The sequence below is a fragment of the Streptomyces sp. NPDC001407 genome (assembly GCF_042895325.1).
GTDB lineage: Bacteria > Actinomycetota > Actinomycetes > Streptomycetales > Streptomycetaceae > Streptomyces.
In genome coordinates, this window is the sequence record NZ_JBIAWF010000006.1 from 1 (window position 1) to 25,808 (window position 25,808).

Here is a 25,808-nt window from a genome sequence, read left to right on the forward strand (position 1 = left end):
TCAACGTTCTGTGGGCGATGATCCGAGACGGAGAGTGCTTTCACTCTTCACCCCCCGTCACGGGAGCAGCTTGACAACACGATTGGGAAGTTCCTCCCTGTAGACCTGATTCATGGCCTTCATCGAGGAACACGGGAAAAGTGGTGCCGGGGTTGCCTGTGGATGCCATGTAATTCAAGGGAGTTGAGGTCCGCACGGCTCTTCACGGGTCTCCCGGCACGGGCCGGGCCGTCGGTGATCATGTCACCATGGTGGGCTGAATGATTGACCCGACAACTACCGTGGAGCGCGACGCATGACGGACCCCGGCCGCGGCACAGCCGCGCCCCAGCGTGCCCCCGAGGGCGGCTCCGGCGGACACGGCGACCGGATAGCCGCGGCCCGGCGTACGGGCCTGCTCGTCACCCTCGTCCTCGGCGGCCTCACCGCCCTGCCGCCGCTGTCCATGGACATGTATCTCCCGGCCCTGCCGGAGGTCACCGACGCCCTGCACCGGCCCGCGGCGACCGTCCAGCTCACGCTCACCGCCTGCCTCCTGGGCATGGCGCTCGGCCAGCTCGTGGTCGGCCCCATGAGCGACAAGTGGGGGCGCAGGCGGCCCCTCCTCACCGGCATGGTGATCTACGTCCTCGCCACCGCGGTCTGCGCCCTCGCGCCCACCGCCGAGCTGCTGATCGGCTTCCGCCTCGTGCAGGGGCTGGCGGGCGCGGCGGGCATCGTCATCGCCCGCGCCGTCGTGCGCGACCTCTACGACGGCGACGCCATGGCCCGCTTCTTCTCCACCCTCATGCTGATCTCCGGGGTCGCGCCCGTCGTCGCCCCGCTCATCGGCGGGCAGGTGCTGCGGCTCACCGACTGGCGGGGCGTCTTCGTCGTCCTCACCGCCGTCGGCCTGCTGCTCACCGTCGTCGTGTGGCGCGGCCTGGGCGAGACGCTGCCGCCCGGGCGGCGCCAGGCCGGCGGGCTCCGCGAGACCCTGCGGGCCATGGGCGGGCTCCTCGGCGACCGGGTCTTCACCGGCTACATGCTCTCCGGCGGCTTCGCCTTCGCCGCCCTCTTCGCCTACATCTCCGCGTCGCCGTTCGTGATCCAGGACATCTACGGCGCCTCCCCGCAGACCTTCAGCCTGCTCTTCGGCGTCAACTCCGTCGGCCTCGTCATCGTCGGCCAGATCAACGGCAAGGTGCTCGTCGGCCGCGTCAGCCTCGACAAGGCGCTCGCCGTCGGCCTCGCCGTCGTCACCCTCGCGTCCGTCGCCCTGCTGCTGATGGCCTCCGGCGTCTTCGGCAAGGCGGGCCTGGTGCCGGTCGCGGCCGGGCTGTTCGTGCTGATGTCCGCGATGGGCCTCGCCATGCCCAACACGAACGCCCAGGCGCTGATGCGCTCGCGGGACGCGGCGGGCTCGGCGTCGGCCCTGCTGGGCACGTCGACGTTCGCGCTCGGGGCGGTGGCGTCGCCGCTGGTGGGCATCGCGGGGGAGGGTACGGCCGTGCCGATGGCGACGGTGCAGGTCGTTTGCGCGGTGGCGGCCGTGGTGAGCTTCCTGGCGCTGTGCCGGCCCTGGCGGCGCTGACGCTCCGCTCATGGTGGGTCGTGGCTGGTCACGCCCACGCGGTGGAGCCGCATGTCGAAACAGCCCCGCGCCCCTTCGGGGCACTGCCGAACCGCCCCGGCCTTCGTCAAGCCTGCTTGGATCCGACAGGTGAGGACGGTCTCGCCAGACCGTAGAATTCTGCGAATGCACGCCCCCCACCCCCTTCCCGTCGCGGACGATCTGCGCTCCGCGCTCGCCGCGGTGCTCGACGGGCTGCCGCCGCGGGTCGCCGCGCAGGCCGTCGAGCGGCTGATCGCCAACTACCGGGGGCGTACCCCCACGCACACGCCCGTGCTGCGGGACCGCTCCGACGTCGTCGCGTACGCCGCCTACCGCATGCCCGCGACCTTCGAGGCCGTGCGGTCCGCGCTGGAGGCATTCCGGGACCGGCTCCCGGAGTGGGTGCCCGCCTCGCACGTCGACGTCGGCGGCGGTACGGGCGCCGCGAGCTGGGCCGTGGCCGCTGCGTGGCAGGGGCACGCGCGCCGCACGACCGTCCTCGACTGGGCCGAGCCCGCGCTCGCCCTCGGTGCCGAACTGGTCCGCGCCGCGCACGACGAGGGGCTGCGCACCGCCGAATGGCGGCGCCAGACCATCGGCAGTGCCCTCGCCATCCCCGACGGCACGGACCTCGTCACCGTCTCGTACGTCCTGGGCGAGCTCACCGAGGCGGACCGCCGCGCGGTGACCGACGCGGCGGCCCGCGCCGCCCGTGCCGTCGTCCTGATCGAACCGGGCACGCCCGACGGCTACCTCCGCGTCATCGAGGCCCGCGACCGCCTGATCGCGGCCGGTTTCCGCGCGGTCGCCCCCTGCCCGCACAGCGCCGCCTGCCCGATAGAGCCGGGCACGGACTGGTGCCACTTCTCCGCCCGGGTGAGCCGCTCGTCCCTGCACCGGCAGGTGAAGGGCGGTTCGCTGCCGTACGAGGACGAGAAGTTCTCGTACGTGGCGGCGGTGCGCGACCTCGACGCACCGCCCGCGCCCGCCCGCGTCGTACGCAAGCCGCAGATCCGCAAGGGCCAGGTGCTGCTCGACCTGTGCACCCCGGAGGACGGCCTCACGAGGGAGACGGTGACGAAGCGGCACGGTGGGGTCTACAAGGCGGCGCGCGACACGGCCTGGGGCGACGACTGGGCGCCGCCCCAGAACTGACCTTCTGTGCCACCGGGCTGGGTACGCGAGGCTCCGCCCCGGACCGCGCTTCGCGCGGTGTCCTCAATCGCCGGACGGGCTGAAAGACAAAAGCAAAGCGCACCCCGAAACCTGATGTTGCCCACCGGTGGGAGGGGGTGGGGCCGGAGGGTGGGGTTCTGGAACGCGGTGCGACTTCAGGGCACCCAAAACGCGTAAGGGCACCCGCACCGCGTTCCAGGTCCCCAGCCCGGAGGACCCGCCCCCGGCACCCACCACAACCCAAGCCCGGCCGGCGTTTGAGGCCGCCCGCCGCAGGCGCAGTGGACCCGCACCTAAACACGCCCCCGCACCCAGTGGAAAGCGCACCCACCACCACCCGAGCCCGGCCGGCGTTTGAGGCCGCCCGCCGCAGGCGCACGCGGGCCCGCACCCAGAACCGCCCCCGCACTCAGCGGAAAGCGCACCCACCACAACCCAAGCCCGGCCGGCGTTTGAGGCCGCCCCGCCGCAGGCGGCAACGCACCCGCAGATACTGACGCGCCGTCACCGAAGCTCCTGCGTGCAGCACTTCACGCTTCCGCCGCCCTTCAAGAGCTCGCCCAGGTCCAGCCCGATCGGTTCGTAGCCCCTGGCTCGCAAGGGGGCGAAGAGGCCCACCGCGGCCTGGGGCAGGAATACGTGGCGGCCGTCGCACACCGCGTTCAGGCCGAGCGCCGCGGCGTCCTCCTCGGTGGCGATCAGGGCGTCGGGGAAGAGGCGCTCCAGCACGGCCCGGCTGCCGGGTGAGAAGGCGCCGGGGTAGTACATCACCTCGTCGCCGTCGAGCACGGACAGCGCCGTGTCCAGGTGGTAGTAGCGCGGGTCGATCAGGTCGAGCCCGATCACCGGGCGGCCGAAGAACTCCTGTGCCTCGGGGTGGGAGAGCGGGCTGCTGCGGAAGCCGCGCCCGGCGAGCAGCCAGGAGTCGGTGACGGCGAAGTCGCCCTCGCCCTCGTTGATGTGCTCCGGTTCGAGGACGTCGCGGTAGCCGTGCGCGCGGAACCACTCCGCGTGCACGCCCGCCTCGGCGGCCCGCTCGGGATGGGCGAAGCGGGCGCCCAGCACCCGCCCGTCGACGACGGTCGCGCCGTTGGCGGCGTAGACCATGTCGGGCAGGTCGGGGCGCGGTTCGAGCTCCTCCACGGTGTGCCCGAGGGCGACGTACCGGTCGCGCAGGTCCTCCCACTGCGCGAGCGCGAGGCGCAGGTCGACCGGCTTGGCCGGGTCCATCCAGGGGTTGATGGAGTAGGTGACCCTGAAGTGGGCCGGGGGGCACATCAGATAGCGCCGCGGCCGGGCGGTCCGCCGGGTGGCGGCAGCGGCAGGTGGAGCGATACGCAAGGAGAGCTCCTCACGGTGGTGTGGGGCACGTGCGGGGTTGTGGCACGTGCCCCAAATCGTCCTCGCTCCAAGGGCTTTGGCACATGAACCGTACGGGTGGTTTACCGTGACCCGCTCACGCTCCGGTGGTTTCGCCCCTTCCCTCCCGCAACTTCCGCAGCAGTTCCCGCTTCTGGGCGTTCGCGTCCGCGCCGCCACCCCCGGTGCGGCCGCCGCGTCCGCCGCCGCGGAGCGCGCCGCGGGAGAGGTTGCTGCGGGTGCCGCCGACTCCGAGCATGTTGCCCGAGCTGCCCCGGCTCATGAGATCTCCTCCCGATCCGACGAGACGATTCGTCTCGCTTCGCCGTCAAGGCTGGACGAGACGCGGCGTCTTGTCAAGACGATACGTATCGATTCGTAGGGTGCGGATCCTCGCTAGGATGCGGCCATGTCCCAGAAGACGCCCGCTCCCAAGAGCCCCGACGTCAGCCGCCGCAGCGAGCGCTCCCGCCGCGCGATCCTCGACGCCGCCCTCGAACTGGTCGCGGAGGTGGGGTTCTCCAAGCTCACCATCGAGGCCATCGCCGCCCGCGCGGGCGTCGGCAAGCAGACGATCTACCGCTGGTGGCCCTCCAAGGCGGCCGTGCTCTTCGAGGCCGTCGTGCCCGAGGGCATCGACGACCCGGCCACCGTCGAACTGCCCGACACCGGCGACCTCGAGGCCGACCTCAAGCAGGTCCTGCGGGCGACCGTGGACGAGCTGACCGGGGAGCGCCTCGAAGCCGCGACGCGCGCGCTGTCCGCCGAGACGCAGAACGACGCCGAGCTCGGCCGCGCCCTCACCGAACGGATCCTCGAACCCCAGCTCCAGTCGTACGTCCGCCGCCTGCGCTCCGCGCAGCGGGCCGGGCAGGTGGCCGAGGACGTCGACCTCCGCGTCGCCCTCGAACTTCTGGTCGGGCCGGTCTTCCACCGCTGGCACAACCGCACCCTGCCGCTCACCCACGACTACACCGACACCCTGGTCGACCTGGCACTTCGCGGCCTTGGCCCCCGCTGACGGCGGCGCGAGCGGCCGGTCTCACACCACCCGGATAGGTCCGACGGTCACACCAGGAGCAGGATGGTGGCAGCATTGACCGAAGACCGCGGTCGAAGTGAGGGGATAGATGGAACGCAAGAGCAGGTTCTCCCAGTGGCTGCGCCGCCCCAGGAGCGGAGCGGGCGGCGATACGGGTACCGGAGCGGCCTCCGAGGCCGCCCGCGAAGAACTGCTCCTGGCCGCGGCAGCCGCCGGCTTCCCGCTGGCCCCCGCCGCGCACCCGTCGGGCTACGGCTGTTCCTGTGAGCGCATCGGCTGTCCGACGCCCGGCCGCCACCCCGTCTCCTTCGCCTGGCAGACCCTCGCCACCACCGACGCCGAACAGGTGACCAAGTGGCTGCGGGCCCAGCCGGAGGCCAATTTCATCACCGCCACCGGCATCGCCCACGACGTCCTGGACGTCCCCGCGGAGGCCGGCCGCAAGGCCCTGGACCGGCTGGAGGCGGCCGGCGTCGAGGTGGGCCCGGTCGCCACCGTCACCCCCGACCGCATGCTCTTCTTCACGGCCACCCGCGGCACGCCCGACGACGAGGACGAGTGGTGGCCCTGCGAGCTGGACTGCCACCCCGAGACGCTGGACGAGCATCCGGGGCTGCGGTGGCATTGCCGGGGGAGCTACGTTCTCCTGCCGCCGTCGCGTCTGCCCTCCGATGGGTGCGTCGCTTGGCTGTACGGGCCGGAGCGGGGTCTTCCTGACCCGTTGTCGTTGCTCGAGGCGCTTACGGATGCGTGTGCGCAGGTTGAACACCACGAGTCTGCGGCGTGGCCGATCGGGCGGTAGGCGGGCCTCGCCTGCGGCGGGCTTGTTCCCCTACCCCGCCCCTTCCCGGCTGCATCTGATGTGCGGCTCCGCCGCGTGGGGGGCGCTGCCCCAGACCCCGACGTGCGGGTCCGTCGGCTGACGCGCAGCGCCTGCGGCGCTAGCGCGCGAAGCGTGCTTCGGGGGTCTGGGGGCTTGCCCCCCAGTTCGGGAAGGGGCGGGTAGGGGAAAAGCCCGCCGCAGGCGCGACGCACCCGCACCCGCCCACTCCACCTACTCCCCCTTCACCCCCGTCACGCTCTCGATCCGGTTGAGAAAGACCACCGGCCCCGAAGACTTCGGGATACGAACCGCCGCCTCCGACACCTTCGTATACGTCACGGACCGCCGAAGATCACCGCGAAGCAAAGCCTTCATCCGAGGATCAGTGATCGCCGGCCGCAGGCCCTGAGCCATCGTGCGCCGCTCGCGGTGGTGCGCGGTGAAGAAGGCGAGCGCGCCCCCGTCGGACGTGCGCAGAGCCGGGGCAGGGAAGCCGTCGGAGGTCTCCGGAGTGTCGATGAAATCCGTCCAGAACGTGGGCGTCCGCCGGATCTTGTCGCGGTCCTCGCGCAGACCGGTCGTGCGCGGGCCCGGCGCGAACGTCCGGCCGGTGCCGGTCCGCAGGAAGTCGGTGTAGGCGGTGCTCACCGCGTCCGGCGCGACGGCCAGGCCCGGGTCCTTGCCCTTGGCGGCCGGCACGGCCTCGGCGTAGCCGTCCTTGTCGGTGGCGAAGGACGGCACCTTGTCGGGGCTGAGGATCGACAGATAGGCGGCCCGCCAGGGCTCCTTGACGCCGTCGCGCAGGAAGACCACGAACCAGCGGTTGCCGTCGCGGTTGCTGCGGGTGTCGGCGAGGAAGAACTTCGGCCAGCCGGCCTGCTTGGGGATCGTGAAGCGGGCGTCGTCGAGGACGAGGGGCGGATACTGCGGGTTGCCGCCCGGCGTCAGCGCGCTCTGCGTCGTCATGTCGGCATTGCCGATCTCGGCGAGCGGACCGCTCTCGACCCGGGCTATGACACCCCGGTCGAGCTTGCGGTACGCCTCGTTGTAGCCCTCCGTGAAGCGCTGGAGGACCTTGGGGGCCTCAGCCCTGTCCACCGACGGGACGATCTCCCGTTCGCCGTGCACCGTCACGCACCCGGTCGCCGTCAGCAGCAGCGCCGACACGGTCAGCACCGCCGGGGCTATCGGCGATCGGCGGGACGGCCGGGGTCTCATGCGGCTTCGACTCCTTGGTGGCGGCTCGGGACGGCGCCACCCTACCCGGGGCGAAGAAGACCAGAAGGGTGGGTACCAGATACAGCGCCCACACCGCGACCTGGAGCCAGGTCGGGTCCGGCTGGAAGTTGAAGACGCCCTTGAGGAGGGTGCCGTACCAGCTGTCGGCCGGGATCTGCGCGCTGATGTCGAACGCCTTGCTGCCCAGCCCCGGCAGCGCGTCGGCCTCCTGGAGGTCGTGGAAGCCGTACGCGAGCACGCCCGCCGCCACCACGATCAGCATGGCGCCGGTCCAGGTGAAGAACTTCGCGAGGTTGATCTTCAGCGCGCCCCGGTAGAACAGCCAGCCCAGCACCACGGCCGTCAGCAGGCCCAGCAGCGCGCCGACCAGCGGCCGTACGCCGTCGTCCGTCGCCTGCACGGCCGTCCAGATGAACAGCGCGGTCTCCAGGCCCTCGCGGCCCACGGCCAGGAAGGCGGTGACGACCAGCGCGGTCGTGCCCATCGCGAGCGCCGCGTCGAGCTTGCCGTGCAGCTCCTTCTTCAGGTGCCGCGCGGTGCGCCGCATCCAGAAGACCATCCACGTCACCAGGCCCACCGCGACGACCGACAGCGAACCGCCGAGCATCTCCTGCGCCTTGAACGTCATGCTCTGCGAGCCGAACTGGAGCAGCGCGCCGAAGCCCATGCTCAGCAGCACGGCCACGGCGATGCCGAGCCACACCGGGCGCAGCGCGTCCTTGCGCCCGGTCTTGACCAGGTAGGCGACGAGGATGCAGACGACCAGGCTGGCCTCCAGGCCCTCGCGCAGGCCGATCAGGTAGTTGCCGAACACGCGGCTTCCCCTTCCGTAGAGAGACCGTCCATCATGCGAAGAGCGCCTTGCCCCACCAGTCGTCCTTGCCGCGGACGCCGGGCGGGACGGCGAAGACCGCGGAACCCACGTGCTGGATGTACTCGTTGAGGGCGTCCTTGGCCGCGAGCCGCGTCTGGAGCGGGACGAAGCCGTCGCGTACGTCCTTCTGGTACGCGATGAAGAACAGGCCGGCGTCCAGGCGGCCCAGGCCGTCCGTGCCGTCGGTGAAGGAGTAGCCGCGGCGCAGGATCGTCACGCCGTTGTTGCTGTCCGGGTGGGCCAGCCGCACGTGCGCGGTGTCCTTCATCGCCCGCAGGTCGGGCTCGTCGTGCTCGCGCTGCTTGCCCTGGGGCGCGCCCTCGGCCTTGTCGCGGCCGAAGACATCCTCCTGCTCCTTGAGCGAGGTGCGGTCCCAGGTCTCGATGTGCATGCGGATGCGGCGGGCGACGAGGTAGGAGCCGCCGGTCATCCACTCGGGGCCGTCCTTCTCGCCGACCCAGACGTACTTCGCGAGGCGGTCGGTCTCGGTGCCCGCGATGTTGCGGGTGCCGTCCTTGAAGCCCAGCATGTTGCGCGGGGTCTGGGCGTCGGGCGTCGTGGAGGACGTCTTGCCGAAGCCCAGCTGCGACCAGCGGATCGCGACCCGGCCCATGCCGATCCGGGCGAGGTTGCGGATCGCGTGCACGGCGACCTGGGGGTCGTCGGCGCACGCCTGGACGCACAGGTCGCCGCCGCTGCGGGCCGCGTCGAGGTTGTCGCCGGGGAAGGCCGGCAGGTCGATCAGGGCCTTCGGACGCCGGGACTTGAGCCCGAAGCGGTCCTTGCCGTCCTTCTCGAAGAGGCCGGGGCCGACGCCGAAGGTCAGGGTCAGCCGGGAGGGCTTGAGGCCGAGGGCCTCGCCCGTGTCGTCCGGCGGCAGCTCCTCGTTCTCACTGATCGCACCCTCGCCGACCTCGTGCCCGGCCGTCATCCGCGCGGCGGCGGCCGTCCACTCCTGGAGCAGCTTCACCAGGGCGGCGCGGTCGGTGGTGGTCACGTCGAAGGACGCGAAGTGCAGGCGGTCCTGCACGGGGGTGGAGATGCCGGCCTGGTGCTCGCCGAAGAACTCCACCGCGTCGCCCCCGGAGGCGGCGGGCGAGGTGTCGTCACCGACGCGCAGCGCGGCGACGGTGCCACCGGCGGCGGCCGCGCCCAGCGCGAGCCCGGCACCGCCCCAGCCCAGCACGGAACGGCGGGAGGGCGCGGGCTTCTTGCTGTCGGAGGACGTCTCGTCCGTCATCTTCTCGTCATTCATGAAAGATCGTTTTCCCCGGGCTACTTGGCGACGGCCGCGGCGAGCTTGGACAGCGGCTCGGAGAGGGCGTTGACGGCGTCGGACAGCTTCTTGCGGTCGTCCTTGCCGACGGTGTCGTACGACTTGAAGCCGTCGCCCTCGCGGTAGTCGTCGAGCGCCTTCTTCACCGCGGCGAACTGCTTGTCCAGTTCCTTGGTGAGCTCGGGGTCGTGCTTGGAGGCGACCGGCTTCAGCAGCCCGTACGCCTTCTCGGCGCCGTCGACGTTGCCCTCGAAGTCGACCAGGTCGGTGTGGCTGTAGCGCTCCTCCTCACCGGTGATCTTGTTCCGGTAGACCTCGTCGAGGAGTTCCTTGGCGCCGTTGGCCATGCTGGTCGGGGTGATCTCGGCGGTGCCGACGCGCTTCTGCCAGTCCTTGAGGTCCGTCATCAGCTGGTCGGCGAGCTTCTTGTCGTCGTCCGTGATCTTCTTGTCGTCCCAGAGCGACTTCTCCAGCCGGTGCCAGCCGGTCCACTTCTGGTCCTTCTCCAGGCCGTCCTCGCGGACGTCCACCTTCGGGTCGATGTCACCGAAGGACTCCGCGACCGGCTCGGTCCGCTCCCAGCCGACGCGGGAGACGGCGTACTGCTTCTTCGCCTCGTCCAGGTCGCCGCTCTTGACCGCGTCCGCGAACTTCTGCGCCGCGGGTATCGTCTCGTCGGCCTGCGCCTGCGCGTACTTGCGGTACTCCGCGACCGCCTTGTCCAGCTCCGGGTCGCCCTTCTTCGCGGCGCCGCCGCCCGTCACGGTGATCTTCTGCCGGATGCCGTCGCCCTTCATGCCGGGCTTGCAGGCGATCTCGTACGAACCGGCCTTGATGGTGGCGGTGATCTCCGCCTTGGTGCCGGGGCCTATGTTCTCGCGCTCGGTGACGATCCGGTCGTCCGGGGCGTAGACGTAGACCTCGGTGACCTTGGAGCCCTTGTTCTGGACATTGATCTTGACGTGCCCGGCCGGGAAGGTCGTCCGGGAGACCTCGCACTTGTCGTCGGACGCGGTGACGTTGACGGCGTCCGAGCCCTTGCCGTCCGACTTCTCGGCACAACCGGACACGGCGGTCAGGGCCGCTGCCGCCGCGACGGCGGTGACGGCGGAGGTGCGGAGGACGCGCATACGGGACTCCAGGCATGCTCAAGGAGGACGGAACTGAACTCGGCCCGTTGGCCGAAACAGCATGGCCTATTTAGGCCGCCCTAACTTATCTGAGGCTTGCCTATCCTGTTCCCCGATCGGTGCGTGATTCTGCTCTCATGGGGCAAATTCTCGCCCCTCGCGTCTCGGGAGCACCAAAGGTTCACCGGTGCGCGGATGATCAATTATCTCGACCGGCTGCATATAGATCTGACTCAGCAATTCCGCGTCGAAGACCGCGGCCGGCGGGCCTTCGGCCGCGATCCGGCCCTGGTGCAGCACGGCCACCCGGTCGGCGTACGCCCCGGCGAGGCCCAGATCGTGCAGCACGACCACCACCGCGTCACCCGCCGCGGCCCGCTCCCGGCACACCCGCAGCACCAGTTCCTGGTGGCGCAGGTCCAGCGCGGCGGTCGGCTCGTCGAGCAGCAGCAGCGGCGCGCGCTGCGCGAGGACGCGGGCGAGCGAGACCCGGGCCCGCTCGCCGCCGGACAGCGCGGCGAAGGGCCGGTCCGCGAGGCCGGTCACCTCGGCGGCGGCCATGGCACCGCGCACGGCCTCGTCGTCCTCCTCCTGTGCGCAGGTCCCGGCCCAGGGCGCGCGCCCCATCCGCACGACGTCCCGGGCCGGGAAGGGGAACGACAGCCCGGCCGACTGCGGCAGCACGGCCCGGCGCAGCGCGAGGTCGGCGGGCGTCCAGGCACCGGCGGGCCGCCCGTCGATCCACACCTCGCCCGACTCCGCGGGCAGGTCATGGGCGAGCGCGGCGAGCAGGGTGGACTTCCCGGCGCCGTTCGGCCCGACGAGCGCGAGCACTTCGCCCCCGGCGACGACCAGCTCGACCTCGGAGAGGACGGTACGCCCCCCGAGCCGCACCCGCAGCGCCCGCGCCTCGGCCCGCACGGTCCCGATGGGCGCGGGCAGCGGCGAGTGGGGCGTACGGGACCGGAAGGGGGATCGCATCATGCCCAGCCTCCCTGTCCGCGCCGCGTTTTCCGCAACAGCCAGCTGTGTCTTTCCGGGGGCAACCCCCGGGCCCCCGGCCGGACACCCGGTCGTGGTCTGCGTGGTTGCCTTGGCGGTGGGGCGTTCATGCCCAGCCTCCTTGCCCACGCCGCGACTTCCGCAGCAGCGCGAAGAAGAACGGGCTGCCCAGCAGTGCCGTCAGGACGCCCAGGGGAAGTTCCGCCGGCTGGGCCGCCGTGCGGGCCGCGAGATCGGCGGCGGTCAGGACCAGCGCGCCGCCGAGCGCGCTGCCCGGGACGAGGAAGCGGTGCCCCGGGCCCGCCGCCATGCGCAGCAGGTGCGGCACCAGCAGCCCCACGAAGGTGATGATCCCCGCCACGGCCACCGCCGCCGCCGTCAACAGCGCCACCACCAGTACCAGTACGAGGCGCAGCCGCTCGACGTCCACCCCGAGGTGCCGCGCGGGCCGCTCCCCGAGGGCGAGAAGGTCCAGCTTCCGCGCGTACCAGGGCGCGACGGCCAGCCCGGCCACCGCGCACGGCAGCACGGCGAGCACTTTCGGCCACGTCGCCTGGGCGAGCGAGCCCAGCTGCCAGAAGGTGATCTGGGTGAGCTGCGCGCTGTCCGCGAGGAAGACGCACAGGCCGATGAGGGCGCCCGCGAAGGCGTTCACCGCGATGCCGGTGAGGATGAGGGTGACCACTTCCGTACGCCCGCCGGACCGCGACAGCGCGTACACCGCCAGCACCGTCACCAGCCCGCCCGTGAACGCGCAGACCGTGACCGTCCAGTTGCCGAGGAAGGTCAGGCCGAGCGCGATCGAGGCGACCGCCCCGACGGCCGCGCCCGCCGAGATGCCGATGACGCCGGGCTCGGCGAGCGGGTTGCCGAACACGCCCTGCGTCAGCGCCCCCGCGCACCCCAGCGACGCGCCGACGAGCAGCGCGAGGGCCACGCGCGGCAGCCGGACGTTCCACAGCACGCTCTCGCCGACCCGGTCCAGCGGGTGCCCGCCGAGGCCCACGCGGTGGAGCAGCGAGCGGAGCACGTCGCCGACGGAGATGTCGTACGCGCCGAGGCCCGCGGAGAGCAGGCACAGGACGAGGAGGGCCCCGGCCATGCCGAGGGTGAGGAGCGTGGCTGTGCGGGGGCGCCGGGGCGGGCTGTCGCCGCCGGGCGCCGCCAGCTCCGGCGGCTTGGCCAGGAGGGCCACGTCAGGACCTCTTCGGGTGGATCTGCTCGATCAGGGAGGTGAGCACGGTGTCGGTGCGCGGCCCGAAGTTCAGCAGGGCGCCGTCGTCGGACGAGGCGACGCGGCGGTCCATCCCGGCCGGCGTCTGGGCCACGCCGGGGATCTTGAGCAGGCCGTCCACTCCGCCGACCGATTCGAGGCCCTTGCGCATGACCAGCAGGACATCGGGGGCCGCCTTGGCCAGGGCCTCGCTGGTGACGGGGGTGAAGTCCCGCTTCAGCCCCGACTCCTCGCCCGCGTCGACCCCGCCCGCCGCCTCGACGAGCGAGTCGGCACCGGAGCCCGGACCGCCGAGCAGATAGACGGACGCCGAGCCGCGCAGATAGAGAAAGGCGACCCGGGGCTTCTTCCCGTCGTGCGGGACACCCTTCCGGGCGGCGTCGAGGCGCTGCTCGGTGCGGCGGCGCAGCTCGTCACCGGCGGAGCGGACACCGAGCGCCTCGGCCACCTTGTCGATGCGCGGCCCGATATCGGCCAGCTTCTTCGCGGGGTCGAGCACGACGACGGGGACGCCGGCGTCCCGGATCCTGCCGACCGCCTCGGCGGGGCCGGTGCTGGTCTCGGCGAGGACGAGGGTGGGCTTGAGCGAGAGGACGCTCTCGGCGGAGACATCGTGGCCACGCGTGACGACGGGGAGTTTCCTGGCCTGTTCGAAGGTGGCGGTGACGTCACGCGCGACGACATGCTCGCCGAGGCCGAGCGTGAAGACGGTCTCGGCGAGCGCCCCGGTGAGCGGCACGATCCGGTCCGTGGCGCGCACGGTCACGTCGTGGCCGTCGGCGGACCGTACGGTGACGGGGAGTTGGGCCCGGTGCACGCTCGCGAGTGGCTCGACGCGGTCGGCGCCTTCAGCGGCGGCGCTCTTGGACGGGCTCGGGCTGCCGCTCGCGCTGTCGTCCTTCGAGCAGCCGGTGAGGCCGATGAGCGCGGCCAGGAAGGCGAGGAGGGCGACGAGTGCGCCGACGCGGCGCGGGGTACGTATCAGGGAGCCCGCCGACTGCCGTTGAAGCACGGTTCCGCCTTTCGCTCAGGCCGGGGATTCCGACGCGATGGGGATAATTTAGGTTAGCCTTACCTAACCCGCAATGGGGTGGGGTGAGTGTGGCGCGTTCGCTTCCGCTGGGCGTCGGCGCGGAGGCGTGTTCCCGGCGGTACGCAGCTGCGAGGTGGCGTCCGTAACGCGGATATCTGGTTCCGTTTCAGGGAAATGACCGGCCTGCCCGGTGTCGCCCGTGACGTACCCTCATGTGGCTCGGCCGACCCGGCACTTCCCCGGTCCCCGGTGACCTGATGTCATGGAGGTCAAACTCTGATCCCAGTTGTCTCAAGTTTCTCTAGGAGAACCACACATGACCGTCACCGCACGCCGTGCCGCGCTCGCCGCGCTGGCCACGGCGACTGCCCTCGGGGCGACTGTGCTGACCGCGCCCGCGTTCGCGGCGGAGGCGCCGAAGCAGGGCGAGGCGTCGGCTCCGGCCGATGCGTCGAAGCTGGGCGGCGCCCCGAAGCCGGTCGAGGCGCCGTCGTCGAACGACGCGTCGAAGCCGGAGCTCAAGGACGGCAAGCTCGAGTGGGGGGTGAAGCAGTCGCTCCGTGACGACATCAAGGGCGGGAAGGTCAAGACCGACGGCGCCCGGCAGGCCAAGGGCAACGGCGTCTTCACCTTTGGCGAGGGCAAGGGCACGTACGACACGGCGACCGACGCGGTCACCATCACCTTCAAGGACAGCCTGCGCTTCCAGGGGAACGGGGACGCGGAACACGGCTACAAGCTCGACCTCAAGCTCTCCGACCTGAAGGTCGTCACCGCGACCAAGGACAAGAAGGGCGAGATCACGGCGACCGTCACGAAGGGTGGGGGCACGCCCAAGGAGAAGGTGGTCATTGCCACCCTGGAGCGCGTCGAACACAGCGCGCAGGGCGGCGTCCACACCTTCAAGAAGATACCCGCGAAGCTGACGGCGGACGGGGCGGAGGCGTTCGCGCAGACGGACGGCGAGAAGCCTTACAAGGAGGGCGACGAGCTCGACTCGCTCGACTTCTCGGCGAAGGTGGCGACGGCCGAGCCGACGAACAACGGTGGGAACACGGGCAACGAAGGCAACGGCAACGGAAGCTCGGGCGGGGCGAGCGGCGGCGAGCAGGGGAAGGAGACCGACAACAAGGGCAAGGAGGGTGAACAGAAGGCCGGGACCGACGTCGTCGACGGCAACCTGGACTGGGGACTGTCGGACACCTTCCGTCAGTACATCGACCGCACGAGCGGCAAGGCCACGGTCGACGGTGACGCGAAGCGTTTCACGGGGGGCTACCGCTTCACCAAGGGCGAAGGTAAGTACGACGCCACAGCCAAGAAGCTCGACGTCACGTTCAAGGGTGCGGTCCGCTTTACCGCTCATGGTGGCGACGTGGATCTGAAGCTCACGGACCTTCAGGTCAAGGTGGAGGGCAAGGCCGGCACGGTCACTGCCATGACCAACCGAAGCACCAAGGCGATCCCGCTCGCCAAGCTGGCGCTTGCCGGGGACTTCCCGGAGATCAAGGACGGCGTGTTGACGCTGTCGGCGGTCCCGGCGACGCTCACGCCTGAGGGCGCGGCTGCGCTCACCTTCAAGAACAAGGACACGATCGTCAAGAGCGGTGACGCCCTGGACCCGCTGACAGTGAACGTCGCAACAGACAGGAACGCCAAGCTCCCTGACGTACCGGCGGGCACCGGTTCCGACAAGAGCACCGCCACCACGGACACCACCGGCGCGACCGCCACCAACACCTCTGCCACCACCGGCGGCACCGGCTCCACCGCCACCACCGGCGGTACGGCGACGGACACCACCGCTTCCGGCTCGCTCGCCTCCACTGGCGCGAACACGCCTACCGGCCCGCTCCTCGGTGGCGCGGCCGCGCTGATCGTGGTCGGCGGCGGTGCGGTGTACGCGGCGCGGCGCCGTAAGACCGGCCGGCAGGGCTGACGTCCAGCGCCTCGCCCACACGCCCTTCGGGAGAAGCGTGTGGGCGGGGCGGTCATCGGGGCTACTTGATGACCGCGGACCACTTGCCCCGTGAGAGATGGCAGGTCCCGTCAGATTCGATCTCCACGCGACTGCCGTAAACCGGTAGGCCACCCTCCGCGTTCTGCCGATGCCGGATGCGTTCGAGGGCGTCCCAGAGTCGGCGGGGCCCACCCTGGTGAACGGTGGGCGGCTCCAGCCGTGCGGCAGTCGCCCGCGCCCGTGATCCATCCTCGTGGATGAGCCATGCGGTGCGCTGCCCGCCCTCCTGCCGATAGTGGGTTTCCACTCCGGGGGCGGAGAGTTCGAGCATCGACCGCAGTTCCCATGCGTCACTGAGGTTCAGGACCGGGTACCGACCCTGGGTGACGTGCTCTCCCTCCGAGTCCTTGATCGCGTCGAGTCGGCTCCCGAGTCCGGGCGGATAGTCGTCGCCTTGGCGGGTGTGCATGAATCCGGCCCAGTCGCGTTCGATCTGTCCGACTGCCCCGCCGTCATCGGTCTTCCATGCCGTGAGGATCATCGAGGTGTTCGCGATGGTGGTCACGAGACGTCCGCCGGGCCGGAGCGCGGACAGCCATGAGGCCGGAACGGGCCAGGCGGAGACCATGGACACGATCCGGTCGTAGTCGCCCGGGATCGGACCCGTTGCGTCGCACGTGATGACGTTCGGCTGAAGCCCGATGCGATCGAGGCGCTCCCGCGCGGCTTCTGCGAGGTAGGGGTCGACGTCCAGCGCTGTGACGTGCTGTTCCCCAAGTGCGCGTGCCGCGAGAGCGGTTCCGTAGCCCGAGCCCGTGGCGACGTCGAGAAGATCGGCGCCTTCATACAGTCGGCCGTAGCGGTACATCTTGACGACCAGGCCCGGAAGCGTCGAGGACGATGTCGGTCGGCCGGAGGTGATCTCGTCGGCTTCCGCGTGGTCGGCGTGGAGCGGCCCGATCTGGGTGACGAGCGTCTGATCCGAGTAGGTGGCGGTCATCCACGCTTCCGGCTCTCCGGGCCCATCGTGCAACAGCCATCCGTCGTCGGCCCGCTCCCACCACCGGGGTACGAACGCGTGGCGGGGAGTCTCGGAGATCGGCACACCCCATCGCGAGACGGGGTCGGTCACCTGCGCGGCGAGTCGTCGCGCGTGCGGCTTCCAGCCCACGGGCATCACTCTCACTTCTTGTCGCCGTCGCCGATGTCGGCGTACGCGGGGTCACATGCTTCCTGCTCCGCGGGGGCGCAGTCACCCCCGTCCAGCGCCGGGAGGCAGTCGGGGTCGCACGGGTTCTCCGCGCGAGCCGGGATGTTCTCCAGCGCGCTCCGCCACTCGGTGCCGCCCAAGGTGTCCGCGAGGGGCCGCTCCCGCACTGTGCCGCAGGGCAGGAACGGACTTTGCCATCGAGGAGCGGCTTTGAGGCCGCGCCCGCACGGGCGCTCCGCGCAGGCGTGACGGACCAGGTGGCTCGACTGTGTCTCAGGGAACCGCTGGCGCGAAAGAGCCCCGCCCGTATGCCTCGGGGAAGCGTGTGGGCGGGGCGTTGTGGGGTGCTAAGCACTGCACGAGCACGGGTAGCTGACGGGCTCCCCGTTGTTGACCATGACGATTTTCCCGAGACCCCGGCAGTTGGCGCATCCGCGCCTGCCCTGTCGGACCGCTTCAGCTACTTCGTTGCGGAAGTGCTCGACCACGTGGGCCTGTTTCGGGTCGGTCCACTCGACCGGTTCGCCTGATGCTCTGTCCTCTGACCGTTCCGCCATCTTCGCTGGCCTCTCTGCCCGTTGAACGCGACACGGGCAAGGTACTGCCGACGTGCTAGTTGGGAGAAGGGCCGTTGTCCGGGGGTCCGCTACTTGCCCAGACCCGTTGCAGACCGAGCAGGGAAGATCCTTCATCTTCCCGTCCGAGTCCGTGTAGATCGTTCGACCCATGCCGTTACAGGCTGAACAGTTGGCCATGGTGCGCGCCTCCGATCATCGCTGATGGGGAGTAACTGCACTTGCTGACCCGTCCGGCCAGACCTGCCAAGTCGAAGGCCGGACGGGCGCTTGGGACCTGCTCCTGTGTCGGGAAGAGGGAGAGTCAACCTCACGGGGTGAGGGGGCGTCCGGTAGAGGGGCAGGCAGCCTAGGGATGTAGTCGGCAGGGTGTTGCTCTCCGCGCTCAATAGTCCACGTCCCGCGGGCCGAGTCCGAGGGTGCGGCGTTCCTCGTTCGTGGCCAGGCGGACGGCCGCTGCCGGTGTCGTCCAGCGATCGGCGTTCCCGATCCCCGCGAGCGTGTACCGCTCGCCGTCGAACGCGTGGGAAACGCCCAGCCGGCCGGTGGTCCTGTCCATCACCAGGGCGCCGGACCGGTAGCCGGTCCACAGGGCCGCACCCGTCGGTTCCGTCATTGTGTTCGAGCCTCCGCGTGTCCCGCTCATGGGGAGCGGGCATCAACCGTGAGGCTCAGATTCCACCGGCGCCGCTAGGCTGACCAGGGTTCCAGCGATTCCAAACCGGGCTGGAATATGGGGAGTTGAACACATGAGCGATGAGTCGGGCTCGCCGGAGTCGCCTGTCGGGACGTTCGGCGCGGAGATCAAGTATGCCCGTGAGGCGCGCGGGTGGTCGCAAGCCGTGCTCGCCGAGAAACTGTGCTTCCGGCAGCCCTACGTCAGCAAGGTCGAGACGGGGCAGCAGCTGGCCAGTGCCCAGTTCGCCGAACAGTGCGACAAGGTCTTCGGTACGCCGGGGGTCTACGCCAGGATGCGTCAGCGGGCGGCGGACGCGGGTAATCCGGCGTGGATGATCCCGTATCTCCAGTTGGAGCGCGAGGCGGCGGACGTCTGTGACTACTCGCCGATCCTGGTGGCAGGCATATTGCAGACCCCCGAGTACGCCGAAGCCGTCTACCGGGCGGCTCGGCCAGGCGACGCGACGCCACTGATCAAGCAGCGCGTAGAGGACCGCATGCGGCGCCGGGAGGTGTTCGAGCGGCCCGAGCCTCCATCGTTCTGGGTCATCCTGCATGAGGCCGCGCTGTGGTCCGGCATGGGTGGCGCTGACGTGATGCGGAGGCAACTCCGGCACTTGGTGGCGGTAGCCGAGCATCCGCACATCACCGTTCAGGTGTTTCCCCTCGACGGTGCCCCTGCGAGGGGAACGCCGTTTATCTTGCTCAGGCAGAAGGACGGGACCGAAGTCCTGTATTCGGAGAACTATGTGCAGGGGCAAGTGCATGACCAACCGGTAACGGTCGCGGAAGCGCGCGTGGCCTATGAGCGGCTGCGTGCCAACGGCCTGTCACTTGATGACTCCCTCTCCCTGATTCGGCATGTTTTGGAGGCGTACGACTATGAGCACCACCCCCGATCTGACCCGCGCGATATGGGTGAAGTCCAGCTACAGCGAGGGGAATGGCGGAACCTGCGTCGAATGGGCCCCCGCATTCGCGGCGTCCGGCGCCGTCCCCGTCCGTGACAGCAAGACCCCGCGGAACCCCGCGCTCGTACTCCCGGCGGCTGCCTGGTCCTCGTTCGTCACCGCCGTCCGGGGGGACACGCTCACCGCGCTCTGACTACGCGCTCAGCGGGAATTCCCGGCCCAGTTCATGGAACACCTCCGTGTTCAGCGCGAAAGCGCGCTTGCACTCGTCCACCACCCGCTGCTTCTCCAGGTCGTCCACCGGCAGCGCGTCGAGCAGTTCGCGGTACTCCCGCTTGAAGGCCGCCGGGTTGCCGATGCCCTCGAAGACGTAGAAGCGGACGCCGTCGCCCTTGCGCGCGAAGCCCCACGTCTTCTCGGCGGTGCCGCGGATGATCTGGCCGCCGGAGAGGTCGCCCAGATAGCGGGTGTAGTGGTGGGCCACATAGCCCGCGGGCCACTCGCGGGCGCAGGCCTCGACGCGCGCGGCGTAGGCGGCGGTGGCCGGGAGTGGCTCAAGGCCCGTGCGCCAGTCAGGGCCGCCGAGGTGGGCCAGGTCGCGCTCCAGCTCGGGCGTGCGGGTCAGCTCGGGACGTATGAAGGGGCCCGCCACCGGGTCGTCCGCGAGGGCCGCCGAAGCGGATTCCAGGGCGCGGTAGACGAACCAGAGCTGTTCCGTATAGCGGCGGTAGGCGGCGACGCCGAGCCGGCCGCCGAGCATGTCGCTCATGAAGGACGAGTTCTCGGCCTCCGTGTGCTGCTCGTGCGAGGCGGTGCGGATCAGCGTGGAGAACGGCGTGCTGGCGGGCGCGTCCAAGGCGGACCTCCGGAGGCCGAGGGGGCGGGAGTGGCGGGACGGGGCGCGGGCGCGCCTGCGATACCGATACTCTCTACTTAGGCTTACCTAAGTCAATGGGTTCCCGACGTGCTGTCGGTAAAACCTTACCGCCCCCGGCCGCCTTACGGCAGGGTCAGGATCTCCGCCCCGGAGTCCGTGACCACCAGCGTGTGCTCGAACTGCGCGGTCCGCTTGCGGTCCTTCGTGACGACCGTCCAGCCGTCCGCCCACATGTCGTACTCGTACGTCCCCAGCGTCAGCATCGGCTCGATGGTGAAGGTCATCCCGGGCTGGATCAGGGTGTCGTGGTGGGGGCTGTCGTAGTGCGGGACGATCAGGCCGGAGTGGAAGGACGAGTTGATGCCGTGACCGGTGAAGTCACGGACGACGCCGTAGCCGAAGCGCTTGGCGTACGACTCGATGACCCGGCCGATGATGTTGATCCGGCGGCCCGGCTTGACGGCCTTGATCGCGCGGTTCAGCGCCTCGCGCGTCCGCTCGACCAGCAGGCGGGACTCCTCGTCCACGTCGCCGCACAGGTAGGTGGCGTTGTTGTCGCCGTGCACACCGCCGATGAAGGCCGTCACGTCGAGATTGACGATGTCGCCGTCGCGCAGCACGGTCGAGTCGGGGATGCCGTGGCAGATGACCTCGTTCACGGAGGCGCACAGCGACTTGGGGAAGCCGCGGTAGCCGAGCGTGGAGGGGTAGGCGCCGTGGTCGCACATGTACTCGTGCGCGACGCGGTCCAGCTCGTCCGTCGTCACGCCCGGAGCGATGAGCTTGGCCGCCTCCTCCATCGCCCGCGCGGCGATGCGGCCCGCGATCCGCATCCGCTCGATCGTCTCGGCGCTCTGGACCTCGGCGCCGTCGTACGGCGTCGGCATGTCCTTGCCGACGTACTCGGGCCGCGGGATCGAGGCGGGCACGGAGCGGGTGGGGGAGAGCGTCCCCGGACTGAGAAGCGACTGGCCAGACATGTCAGCGAGTGTATCCAGGGCGCATCGGGGAGCATGTGGGCGAGAGCCCGATGAGTGTTGGGAGAGCTGATGGCACTGTTCAAGAGGCGTACGGCCGGCCAGGCGGGGGAGTGGTACTTCTGCCTCAAGCACGGCGTGGTGGAGGAGGGGCCGGAGTGCCGGGCCGCCGACCGGATGGGTCCTTATGGGACGCGGGAGGAGGCGGCTCATGCGATGGAGACGGCGCGCGAGCGGAATGAGGAGTGGCGGGAGGATCCTCGTTGGAACGACGACGGGGGGCGGCCGTCGGGGGAGTGACGGGGGTTGGGGGGCGGGTGCGTGGCGCCTGCGGCGGGCTTTTTCCCCAGCCCCGCCCCTTCCCGAAACTGGGGCTCCGCCCCAGACCCCGAAGCACGCTTCGCGCGCTGTCCTCAAACGCCGGACGGGCTGAATAGGGGGGCTGGGAGCTTGCTACTACGCCGCCTCAGCCATCGCCTTGGACGCCCGCATACGAACCGCATGCTCATCCGTCCGCCCGTCATAAGCCAGAAGCTTGGGCAAGGCGACAGCCAGCAACCCCACCGAGGCCACACAGGCGACACCCCCCGCCCACACAGACGTCCGCGCATTCGTCAGCGAAGCCATGCCGCCCGCCCGGACCTGGCCTATCTGGGGGCCCAGGGAGTAGGAGAGCATCTCTATGCCCGCCAGGCGGCCGCGGAGTTCGTCCGGGATGGTCTGGTCCCAGATCGCGGAGCGGAAGAGGCCGCTCACCATGTCGCAGCCGCCCGCCACCGCGAGGAACAGCAGCACCAGCCAGACGCTGTGCATCCAGCCGGCCACGGCCATCGCCGCGCCCCAGCCGAGGGCGGCGAGGACGACCATCCGCCCGTGCCGGTGGACGCGGGAGGCCCAGCCGCTGGTCAGGCTCACGACGAGGGAGCCGACCGCGCCGGCCGAGTACATCAGGCCCAGTGCCCAGGGCGCGCCCAGGTCGTCGGCGAGGAAGGGGAAGATCGCGGTGGGGAAGGCGAACAGCATGGCCGCCATGTCGATGGCGTACGTCCCGAGCAGTTCCTTGCGGCTCCACGCGTAGCGGCCGCCCTCCAGGATGCCGCGCAGCGACGGCTTGCGTGCCTCGCGCGCGGCGGGTGAGGGGGCGAGGCCGAGCAGCAGCAGGCCGGAGACGGCGTACGAGACGATGTCGAGGGTGTACGCCCACGGCAGCCCCGCGAACGCGATGATCAGGCCGGCCAGGGACGGGCCCGCGATGGCGCCGAGCTGCCAGCGCATCGAGTTCAGGGCGATGGCCGCGGGGAGCTGGTCGTGCGCGACGATGCGCGGCACGATCGCCTGCATCGCGGGGCGCTGGAGCCCGCTCAGGGCACTGGTCAGCGCCGCCACCACGTACAGCGGCCAGATCATCGGGTCCGGCAGCAGCGTGTTGAGCAGCAGGATGACCGACAGGACCCCGAGTCCGGCCTCGGTCCACAGGATCAGCTTGCGGCGGTCGAGGGCGTCGGCGAGCGCGCCGCCGTAGAGGCCGAAGACGATCAGGGGGACGAGCTCGACCGCGCCGACCGCGCCCACGGCGAGTGCCGAGCCGGTCAGCTCCTTGAGCTGGAGCGGCACCGCGATGAAGGTCAGGAACGTGCCGAAGACCGTCACCAGCCCGGCCAGCCACATCCGGCGGTAGTCGGGGGAGGAGCGCCAGGGGGACAGGTCGGGCAGCAGCGCGCGCAGGCGGCGGCCGGGCACGGGGGCGGAAGGGGCGGAAGGGGCGGAAGGTTCGGAAGGGGGGTCTTGCGCAGTCACGGGAGACCATGGTCCGTAACCGGGCCGGGTGGAGCAAACCGTTTTCTGCGGAATCGTCACCAGCGGGGCGGCGGCGGGGCCGTCAACTGGTCGGCGAGGCGCGCCAGCCGGTCGCGGAAGCGGTGGCCGCGCCGGGTGGGCGGGCTGTTCTCCCCGGCGGCGGCGCTGACCAGGTGCTGCACGGTGTCGAGGTCGAGTTCGGTGGTGGTGGAGGACGGCGAGGCGGGCACGGTCAACCGGTCGTGGGCGAGGGCGCACAGCTCGGAGTCCGTACCGTCCGGGGTGCCGTCCAGGGCGAGCACGGTCGCCCCGCCGCGGCGCACGTCGTGCACCCGCTCCAGCATCTCCGCGCCGGGCCGCCGGTCCGTCACCACCAGCAGCGTCTCGCCCCGCCGGGCCGCGGCGAGCCGGCCGAGACCGACCGACAGGTGCGCGGGGCCGCCGGGCGGGACCCGGTGCCGCACGAGGGTGGGCGACAGCTCCGGCAGGCCGGACCAGGCGGCCTCGTCGTCCAGATGGGCGGCCAGGTGCCAGGGTTCGTACTCCGCGGTGCCGACGAGGAGCAGGCCGCCGTGGTTGCGGGTGACCGACGTCCGCAGCGTTCCCGCGAAGCGGCGGGTGGACTGGAGCCATTCCGTTCCGGCGAGGACTTCGCGCAGGAGCGCGACGCGTACGGCATCCATGCGGCTGGATTGTGCCGTGCCGCGGTGTGGCCCTGGGGCGGGTTGCCCGGGTTCTCACCCGTACGGGCCGGGAAACGCCGGAGGCGATCCCTCCGGGTCTGCGTGACAGGATCGCTCCCATGACTACTTCTGACGACACGAAGAAGGCCCCCGCCAAGGACCCCTGGGACCTGCCCGACGTCTCCGGGCTCGTGGTCGGCGTGCTCGGCGGCACCGGTGACCAGGGGCGCGGCCTCGCCTACCGGCTGGCGAAGGCCGGCCAGCGGGTGATCATCGGCTCGCGCGCCGCCGAGCGCGCGCGGACCGCCGCCGAGGAGCTGGGCCTGGGCGTCGAGGGCGCGGACAACGCCGAGTGCGCGCGGCGCAGCGACATCGTGATCGTCGCCGTGCCGTGGGACGGGCACGCGAAGACCCTGGAGTCGCTGCGCGAGGAGCTCGCCGGGAAGCTGGTGATCGACTGCGTCAACCCGCTCGGCTTCGACAAGAAGGGCGCCTACGCGCTGAAGCCGGAGGAGGGCAGCGCCGCCGAGCAGGCCGCCGCCCTGCTGCCGGACTCCCGGGTGACCGCCGCCTTCCACCACCTGTCGGCGGTGCTGCTGTCCGACCCGGAGATCGCCGAGATCGACACGGATGTGATGGTCCTGGGCGAGGCACGGGCCGACACGGATCTTGTGCAGGCGCTGGCCGCTCGCATTCCGGGGATGCGGGGGGTTTTCGCGGGGCGGCTGCGGAATGCGCATCAGGTGGAGTCGTTGGTGGCGAATCTGATTTCTGTGAATCGGCGGTACAAGGCGCATGCGGGGTTGCGGGTGACGGACGTGTAGGGGTTCGCCGTTGTGGGGTGCGGGTCCGCTTCGCCTGCGGCGCTTTGTTCCCCAGCCCCGCCCCTTCCCGAAACCGGGGAGACCCCGGGCCCCCTTGACCGCGCTCCGCGCGGTGTCCTCAAACTCCCCCAGCTACCTCCCCCAGACTCCGTCCGGGGGTGCCCCCAGAGGTGCCCCCAACGGGCTGGATTGGCACTCACATCAGCCAAATCCAGCCCGTCCGGCGTTTGAGGACGAGCGCCGCAGGCGCTGCGCGTCAGCCGACGTACCTGCACATCGGGGTCTGGGGCAGAGCCCCGGTTTCGGGAAGGGGCGGGGCTGGGGAACAAAGCCCGCCGCAGGTGCACCTCGCCCCTGGGGGACAATGGCCAGGAAACAACGCCCGCCCCGACAGGAGCCGTCCCCCATGCCCCGCCTCGCCCTCTACGCCATCGCCGTATGCGTCCTCGCGGCCGTCGCGGCCGTCATCTCGTTCGTGCAGGGCAGCTGGCTCGGCGTCGTCTGGGTGCTGCTGCTCGGCGTCTCGTCCAACATCGCCTGGTACTACGTGCGCAAGGCGAAGAACGACCGGGCCGCCGAGCAGGCCGCAGGCCGCTAGCCGATGACGATGTCGCTGAGCCGCGGGATGTCCGGCGTGCCCTGCCAGAAGCGGAACAGCTGGCGTCCCCAGTAGGTGTCCCACTCCGTCACGCCCAGGCCGCGCAGCAGCGAGTTGATCATGTCGAAGAAGGCGTGGTTCACCTCGGGGATCCACAGGAAGCCGAAGACCGCGAGCAGGCCGAACGGCGCGAAGGGCTCCACCTGCCGGCGGATTCCGTGGGAGAGCCAGGGCTCGATCACGCCGTAGCCGTCCAGGCCCGGCACCGGCAGGAAGTTCAGGATCGCCGCGGTGACCTGGAGCAGCACCATGAAGCCCAGGGCGTAGCGGAAGTGGTCCGGCACGCCGTCCATCGCGTCCAGCCAGAAGGGCGCCGCGACGACGGCCGCGAAGAGGGCGTTCGTCAGCGGGCCCGCCGCCGAGACCAGGCTCTGCTTCCAGCGGCTGCGGATGCGGTGCCGCTCGATGAAGACCGCGCCGCCGGGCAGGCCGATCCCGCCCATGATCACGAAGATCACCGGCAGGACGATGCTGAGCACGGCGTGCGTGTACTTCAGCGGGTCGAGTGTCAGATAACCTTTCGCCCCCACCGAGATGTCACCGCCGAAGAGCGCGGAGCGCGCGTGCGCGTACTCGTGCAGGCAGAGCGAGACGATCCAGCCCGAGACGATGAAGAGGAAGACGGCGAAGCCGGGGCTCGCCGAGAAGTCCGTCCACACCGCCCATATGGAGACCGCCATGATGGCGACGAGGGCGAGGAAGACGGGGCTCACGCGCCGTTCGCCGCGGGTCGCTGTTGACATAGGTGTGCGCTCCTGAGGGTTTGACCGGTGCCGCCGGGAATGCCCCGGGTGTACGAACGTACGGGGCGAACCGTACTTCCTCCGGCCGCGTCCGCGTAACGCGTGCGAGGGCCGGTGGAAAAACCGGGTGGAC

General features: G+C 70.7%; 27 protein-coding genes. 10 read left to right on the forward strand and 17 right to left on the reverse strand.

The window, feature by feature from the left end:
- Window positions 1-295 precede the first annotated feature (295 nt).
- Together ACFY1P_RS11000 and ACFY1P_RS11005 are read left to right on the forward strand one after the other, a co-directional pair.
- On the forward strand, window positions 296-1,573 hold the full coding sequence (locus ACFY1P_RS11000; RefSeq protein WP_390750475.1) for a Bcr/CflA family multidrug efflux MFS transporter: 1,278 nt from the start codon (window positions 296-298) through the stop codon (window positions 1,571-1,573).
- 165 nt (window positions 1,574-1,738) lie between these two features.
- Window positions 1,739-2,749 (forward strand): small ribosomal subunit Rsm22 family protein, encoded by a 1,011-nt coding sequence (locus ACFY1P_RS11005; protein WP_390750476.1) that lies wholly within the window; start codon window positions 1,739-1,741, stop codon window positions 2,747-2,749.
- Window positions 2,750-3,274: 525 nt separating this feature from the next.
- Here the strand turns inward: ACFY1P_RS11005 and ddaH are convergent.
- On the reverse strand, window positions 3,275-4,105 hold the full coding sequence (gene ddaH / locus ACFY1P_RS11010; protein ID WP_361530108.1) for a dimethylargininase: 831 nt from the start codon (window positions 4,103-4,105) through the stop codon (window positions 3,275-3,277).
- Window positions 4,106-4,226: 121 nt separating this feature from the next.
- A complete protein-coding gene (locus ACFY1P_RS11015; RefSeq protein WP_361530072.1) occupies window positions 4,227-4,412 on the reverse strand; it encodes a DUF6243 family protein in 186 nt (61 codons plus the stop codon).
- Between the two features lie 126 nt (window positions 4,413-4,538).
- Here ACFY1P_RS11015 and ACFY1P_RS11020 point away from each other — a divergent pair, with 126 nt between their 5' ends.
- Together ACFY1P_RS11020 and ACFY1P_RS11025 are read left to right on the forward strand one after the other, a co-directional pair.
- Window positions 4,539-5,150: a TetR/AcrR family transcriptional regulator gene (locus tag ACFY1P_RS11020; protein WP_361530069.1), complete on the forward strand. Its 612-nt coding sequence runs from the start codon at window positions 4,539-4,541 to the stop codon at window positions 5,148-5,150.
- Between the two features lie 109 nt (window positions 5,151-5,259).
- Window positions 5,260-5,973, forward strand: a complete 714-nt coding sequence (locus tag ACFY1P_RS11025; RefSeq protein ID WP_361530066.1) for a bifunctional DNA primase/polymerase — start codon at window positions 5,260-5,262, stop codon at window positions 5,971-5,973.
- A gap of 252 nt (window positions 5,974-6,225) precedes the next feature.
- Here ACFY1P_RS11025 and ACFY1P_RS11030 read toward each other — a convergent pair whose 3' ends face one another.
- The 7 genes from ACFY1P_RS11030 to ACFY1P_RS11060 form a co-directional block, all read right to left on the reverse strand.
- Window positions 6,226-7,170, reverse strand: coding sequence for a hypothetical protein (locus tag ACFY1P_RS11030; RefSeq protein ID WP_390750573.1), 945 nt, complete (start codon window positions 7,168-7,170; stop codon window positions 6,226-6,228).
- Window positions 7,079-8,047 carry an iron uptake transporter permease EfeU gene (efeU, locus tag ACFY1P_RS11035; protein ID WP_361529997.1) on the reverse strand — a complete coding sequence of 323 codons (969 nt, stop codon included), beginning with the start codon at window positions 8,045-8,047 and terminating at the stop codon, window positions 7,079-7,081. Before efeU ends, ACFY1P_RS11030 begins: the two co-directional genes overlap by 92 nt.
- 31 nt (window positions 8,048-8,078) lie before the next feature.
- Window positions 8,079-9,347: an iron uptake transporter deferrochelatase/peroxidase subunit gene (efeB, locus tag ACFY1P_RS11040; RefSeq protein WP_390750574.1), complete on the reverse strand. Its 1,269-nt coding sequence runs from the start codon at window positions 9,345-9,347 to the stop codon at window positions 8,079-8,081.
- Between the two features lie 35 nt (window positions 9,348-9,382).
- On the reverse strand, window positions 9,383-10,513 hold the full coding sequence (efeO, locus tag ACFY1P_RS11045) for an iron uptake system protein EfeO (protein ID WP_361529994.1): 1,131 nt from the start codon (window positions 10,511-10,513) through the stop codon (window positions 9,383-9,385).
- A gap of 135 nt (window positions 10,514-10,648) precedes the next feature.
- Window positions 10,649-11,497: a heme ABC transporter ATP-binding protein gene (locus tag ACFY1P_RS11050; RefSeq protein WP_390750477.1), complete on the reverse strand. Its 849-nt coding sequence runs from the start codon at window positions 11,495-11,497 to the stop codon at window positions 10,649-10,651.
- Window positions 11,498-11,621: 124 nt separating this feature from the next.
- Complete coding sequence (locus tag ACFY1P_RS11055; RefSeq protein WP_361530009.1) at window positions 11,622-12,683, reverse strand: iron ABC transporter permease; 1,062 nt, start codon at window positions 12,681-12,683, stop codon at window positions 11,622-11,624.
- 28 nt (window positions 12,684-12,711) lie between these two features.
- A complete protein-coding gene (locus ACFY1P_RS11060; RefSeq protein WP_390750478.1) occupies window positions 12,712-13,761 on the reverse strand; it encodes a hemin ABC transporter substrate-binding protein in 1,050 nt (349 codons plus the stop codon).
- A 337-nt stretch (window positions 13,762-14,098) separates the two neighbouring features.
- On the opposite strand from ACFY1P_RS11060, the gene ACFY1P_RS11065 reads away from it, so the two are divergent.
- Entirely contained in the window at window positions 14,099-15,721 is a 1,623-nt protein-coding gene (locus tag ACFY1P_RS11065) for an HtaA domain-containing protein (protein WP_390750479.1), read from the forward strand.
- Window positions 15,722-15,782: 61 nt separating this feature from the next.
- On the opposite strand, the gene ACFY1P_RS11070 is transcribed toward ACFY1P_RS11065, so the two are convergent.
- The 3 genes from ACFY1P_RS11070 to ACFY1P_RS11080 form a co-directional block, all read right to left on the reverse strand.
- Window positions 15,783-16,742 carry a methyltransferase domain-containing protein gene (locus ACFY1P_RS11070; RefSeq protein ID WP_390750480.1) on the reverse strand — a complete coding sequence of 320 codons (960 nt, stop codon included), beginning with the start codon at window positions 16,740-16,742 and terminating at the stop codon, window positions 15,783-15,785.
- 182 nt (window positions 16,743-16,924) lie between these two features.
- Window positions 16,925-17,119: a hypothetical protein gene (locus ACFY1P_RS11075; RefSeq protein WP_390750481.1), complete on the reverse strand. Its 195-nt coding sequence runs from the start codon at window positions 17,117-17,119 to the stop codon at window positions 16,925-16,927.
- A gap of 793 nt (window positions 17,120-17,912) precedes the next feature.
- On the reverse strand, window positions 17,913-18,143 hold the full coding sequence (locus tag ACFY1P_RS11080; RefSeq protein ID WP_390750482.1) for a hypothetical protein: 231 nt from the start codon (window positions 18,141-18,143) through the stop codon (window positions 17,913-17,915).
- Between the two features lie 133 nt (window positions 18,144-18,276).
- Between ACFY1P_RS11080 and ACFY1P_RS11085 the strand changes: the two genes are divergently transcribed.
- Entirely contained in the window at window positions 18,277-19,212 is a 936-nt protein-coding gene (locus ACFY1P_RS11085) for a Scr1 family TA system antitoxin-like transcriptional regulator (protein WP_390750483.1), read from the forward strand.
- The gene (locus ACFY1P_RS11090; protein ID WP_390750484.1) at window positions 19,124-19,309 is read left to right on the forward strand and encodes a DUF397 domain-containing protein; all 186 of its coding nucleotides are present in this window, start codon (window positions 19,124-19,126) and stop codon (window positions 19,307-19,309) included. Before ACFY1P_RS11085 ends, ACFY1P_RS11090 begins: the two co-directional genes overlap by 89 nt.
- On the opposite strand, the gene ACFY1P_RS11095 is transcribed toward ACFY1P_RS11090, so the two are convergent.
- Entirely contained in the window at window positions 19,310-19,972 is a 663-nt protein-coding gene (locus ACFY1P_RS11095) for a heme oxygenase (biliverdin-producing) (protein ID WP_390750485.1), read from the reverse strand.
- Between the two features lie 143 nt (window positions 19,973-20,115).
- Window positions 20,116-20,973, reverse strand: a complete 858-nt coding sequence (gene map, locus ACFY1P_RS11100; protein WP_390750486.1) for a type I methionyl aminopeptidase — start codon at window positions 20,971-20,973, stop codon at window positions 20,116-20,118.
- A 69-nt stretch (window positions 20,974-21,042) separates the two neighbouring features.
- On the opposite strand from map, the gene ACFY1P_RS11105 reads away from it, so the two are divergent.
- Window positions 21,043-21,270 carry a hypothetical protein gene (locus ACFY1P_RS11105; protein ID WP_361529970.1) on the forward strand — a complete coding sequence of 76 codons (228 nt, stop codon included), beginning with the start codon at window positions 21,043-21,045 and terminating at the stop codon, window positions 21,268-21,270.
- Window positions 21,271-21,426: 156 nt separating this feature from the next.
- Here the strand turns inward: ACFY1P_RS11105 and ACFY1P_RS11110 are convergent, their stop codons facing one another.
- Window positions 21,427-22,710 (reverse strand): MFS transporter, encoded by a 1,284-nt coding sequence (locus ACFY1P_RS11110; protein WP_390750487.1) that lies wholly within the window; start codon window positions 22,708-22,710, stop codon window positions 21,427-21,429.
- Window positions 22,711-22,823: 113 nt separating this feature from the next.
- A complete protein-coding gene (locus tag ACFY1P_RS11115) occupies window positions 22,824-23,450 on the reverse strand; it encodes a hypothetical protein (RefSeq protein ID WP_390750488.1) in 627 nt (208 codons plus the stop codon).
- 119 nt (window positions 23,451-23,569) lie between these two features.
- Here ACFY1P_RS11115 and npdG point away from each other — a divergent pair, with 119 nt between their 5' ends.
- Complete coding sequence (gene npdG, locus ACFY1P_RS11120) at window positions 23,570-24,274, forward strand: NADPH-dependent F420 reductase (protein ID WP_361529964.1); 705 nt, start codon at window positions 23,570-23,572, stop codon at window positions 24,272-24,274.
- 406 nt (window positions 24,275-24,680) lie between these two features.
- A complete protein-coding gene (locus tag ACFY1P_RS11125; RefSeq protein WP_361535794.1) occupies window positions 24,681-24,872 on the forward strand; it encodes a hypothetical protein in 192 nt (63 codons plus the stop codon).
- On the opposite strand, the gene ACFY1P_RS11130 is transcribed toward ACFY1P_RS11125, so the two are convergent.
- Window positions 24,869-25,675, reverse strand: a complete 807-nt coding sequence (locus ACFY1P_RS11130; protein ID WP_361535797.1) for a site-2 protease family protein — start codon at window positions 25,673-25,675, stop codon at window positions 24,869-24,871. The two genes, ACFY1P_RS11125 and ACFY1P_RS11130, sit on opposite strands and share 4 nt — an antisense overlap.
- Window positions 25,676-25,808 lie beyond the last annotated feature (133 nt).

What these genes read in the sequence shown, in the direction of transcription:
- ACFY1P_RS11000 (WP_390750475.1), top strand. Translation starts at nt 296, where the DNA reads ATGACGGACCCCGGCCGCGGCACAGCCGCGCCCCAGCGTGCCCCCGAG.
- ACFY1P_RS11005 (WP_390750476.1), top strand. Translation starts at nt 1,739, where the DNA reads ATGCACGCCCCCCACCCCCTTCCCGTCGCGGACGATCTGCGCTCCGCG.
- ACFY1P_RS11015 (WP_361530072.1), bottom strand. Translation starts at nt 4,412, where the DNA reads ATGAGCCGGGGCAGCTCGGGCAACATGCTCGGAGTCGGCGGCACCCGC.
- ACFY1P_RS11020 (WP_361530069.1), top strand. Translation starts at nt 4,539, where the DNA reads ATGTCCCAGAAGACGCCCGCTCCCAAGAGCCCCGACGTCAGCCGCCGC.
- ACFY1P_RS11025 (WP_361530066.1), top strand. Translation starts at nt 5,260, where the DNA reads ATGGAACGCAAGAGCAGGTTCTCCCAGTGGCTGCGCCGCCCCAGGAGC.
- efeB (WP_390750574.1), bottom strand. Translation starts at nt 9,347, where the DNA reads ATGACGGACGAGACGTCCTCCGACAGCAAGAAGCCCGCGCCCTCCCGC.
- efeO (WP_361529994.1), bottom strand. Translation starts at nt 10,513, where the DNA reads ATGCGCGTCCTCCGCACCTCCGCCGTCACCGCCGTCGCGGCGGCAGCG.
- ACFY1P_RS11050 (WP_390750477.1), bottom strand. Translation starts at nt 11,497, where the DNA reads ATGATGCGATCCCCCTTCCGGTCCCGTACGCCCCACTCGCCGCTGCCC.
- ACFY1P_RS11065 (WP_390750479.1), top strand. Translation starts at nt 14,099, where the DNA reads ATGACCGTCACCGCACGCCGTGCCGCGCTCGCCGCGCTGGCCACGGCG.
- ACFY1P_RS11070 (WP_390750480.1), bottom strand. Translation starts at nt 16,742, where the DNA reads ATGACCGCCACCTACTCGGATCAGACGCTCGTCACCCAGATCGGGCCG.
- ACFY1P_RS11080 (WP_390750482.1), bottom strand. Translation starts at nt 18,143, where the DNA reads ATGACGGAACCGACGGGTGCGGCCCTGTGGACCGGCTACCGGTCCGGC.
- ACFY1P_RS11085 (WP_390750483.1), top strand. Translation starts at nt 18,277, where the DNA reads ATGAGCGATGAGTCGGGCTCGCCGGAGTCGCCTGTCGGGACGTTCGGC.
- map (WP_390750486.1), bottom strand. Translation starts at nt 20,973, where the DNA reads ATGTCTGGCCAGTCGCTTCTCAGTCCGGGGACGCTCTCCCCCACCCGC.
- ACFY1P_RS11105 (WP_361529970.1), top strand. Translation starts at nt 21,043, where the DNA reads ATGGCACTGTTCAAGAGGCGTACGGCCGGCCAGGCGGGGGAGTGGTAC.
- ACFY1P_RS11115 (WP_390750488.1), bottom strand. Translation starts at nt 23,450, where the DNA reads ATGGATGCCGTACGCGTCGCGCTCCTGCGCGAAGTCCTCGCCGGAACG.
- npdG (WP_361529964.1), top strand. Translation starts at nt 23,570, where the DNA reads ATGACTACTTCTGACGACACGAAGAAGGCCCCCGCCAAGGACCCCTGG.
- ACFY1P_RS11125 (WP_361535794.1), top strand. Translation starts at nt 24,681, where the DNA reads ATGCCCCGCCTCGCCCTCTACGCCATCGCCGTATGCGTCCTCGCGGCC.
- ACFY1P_RS11130 (WP_361535797.1), bottom strand. Translation starts at nt 25,675, where the DNA reads ATGTCAACAGCGACCCGCGGCGAACGGCGCGTGAGCCCCGTCTTCCTC.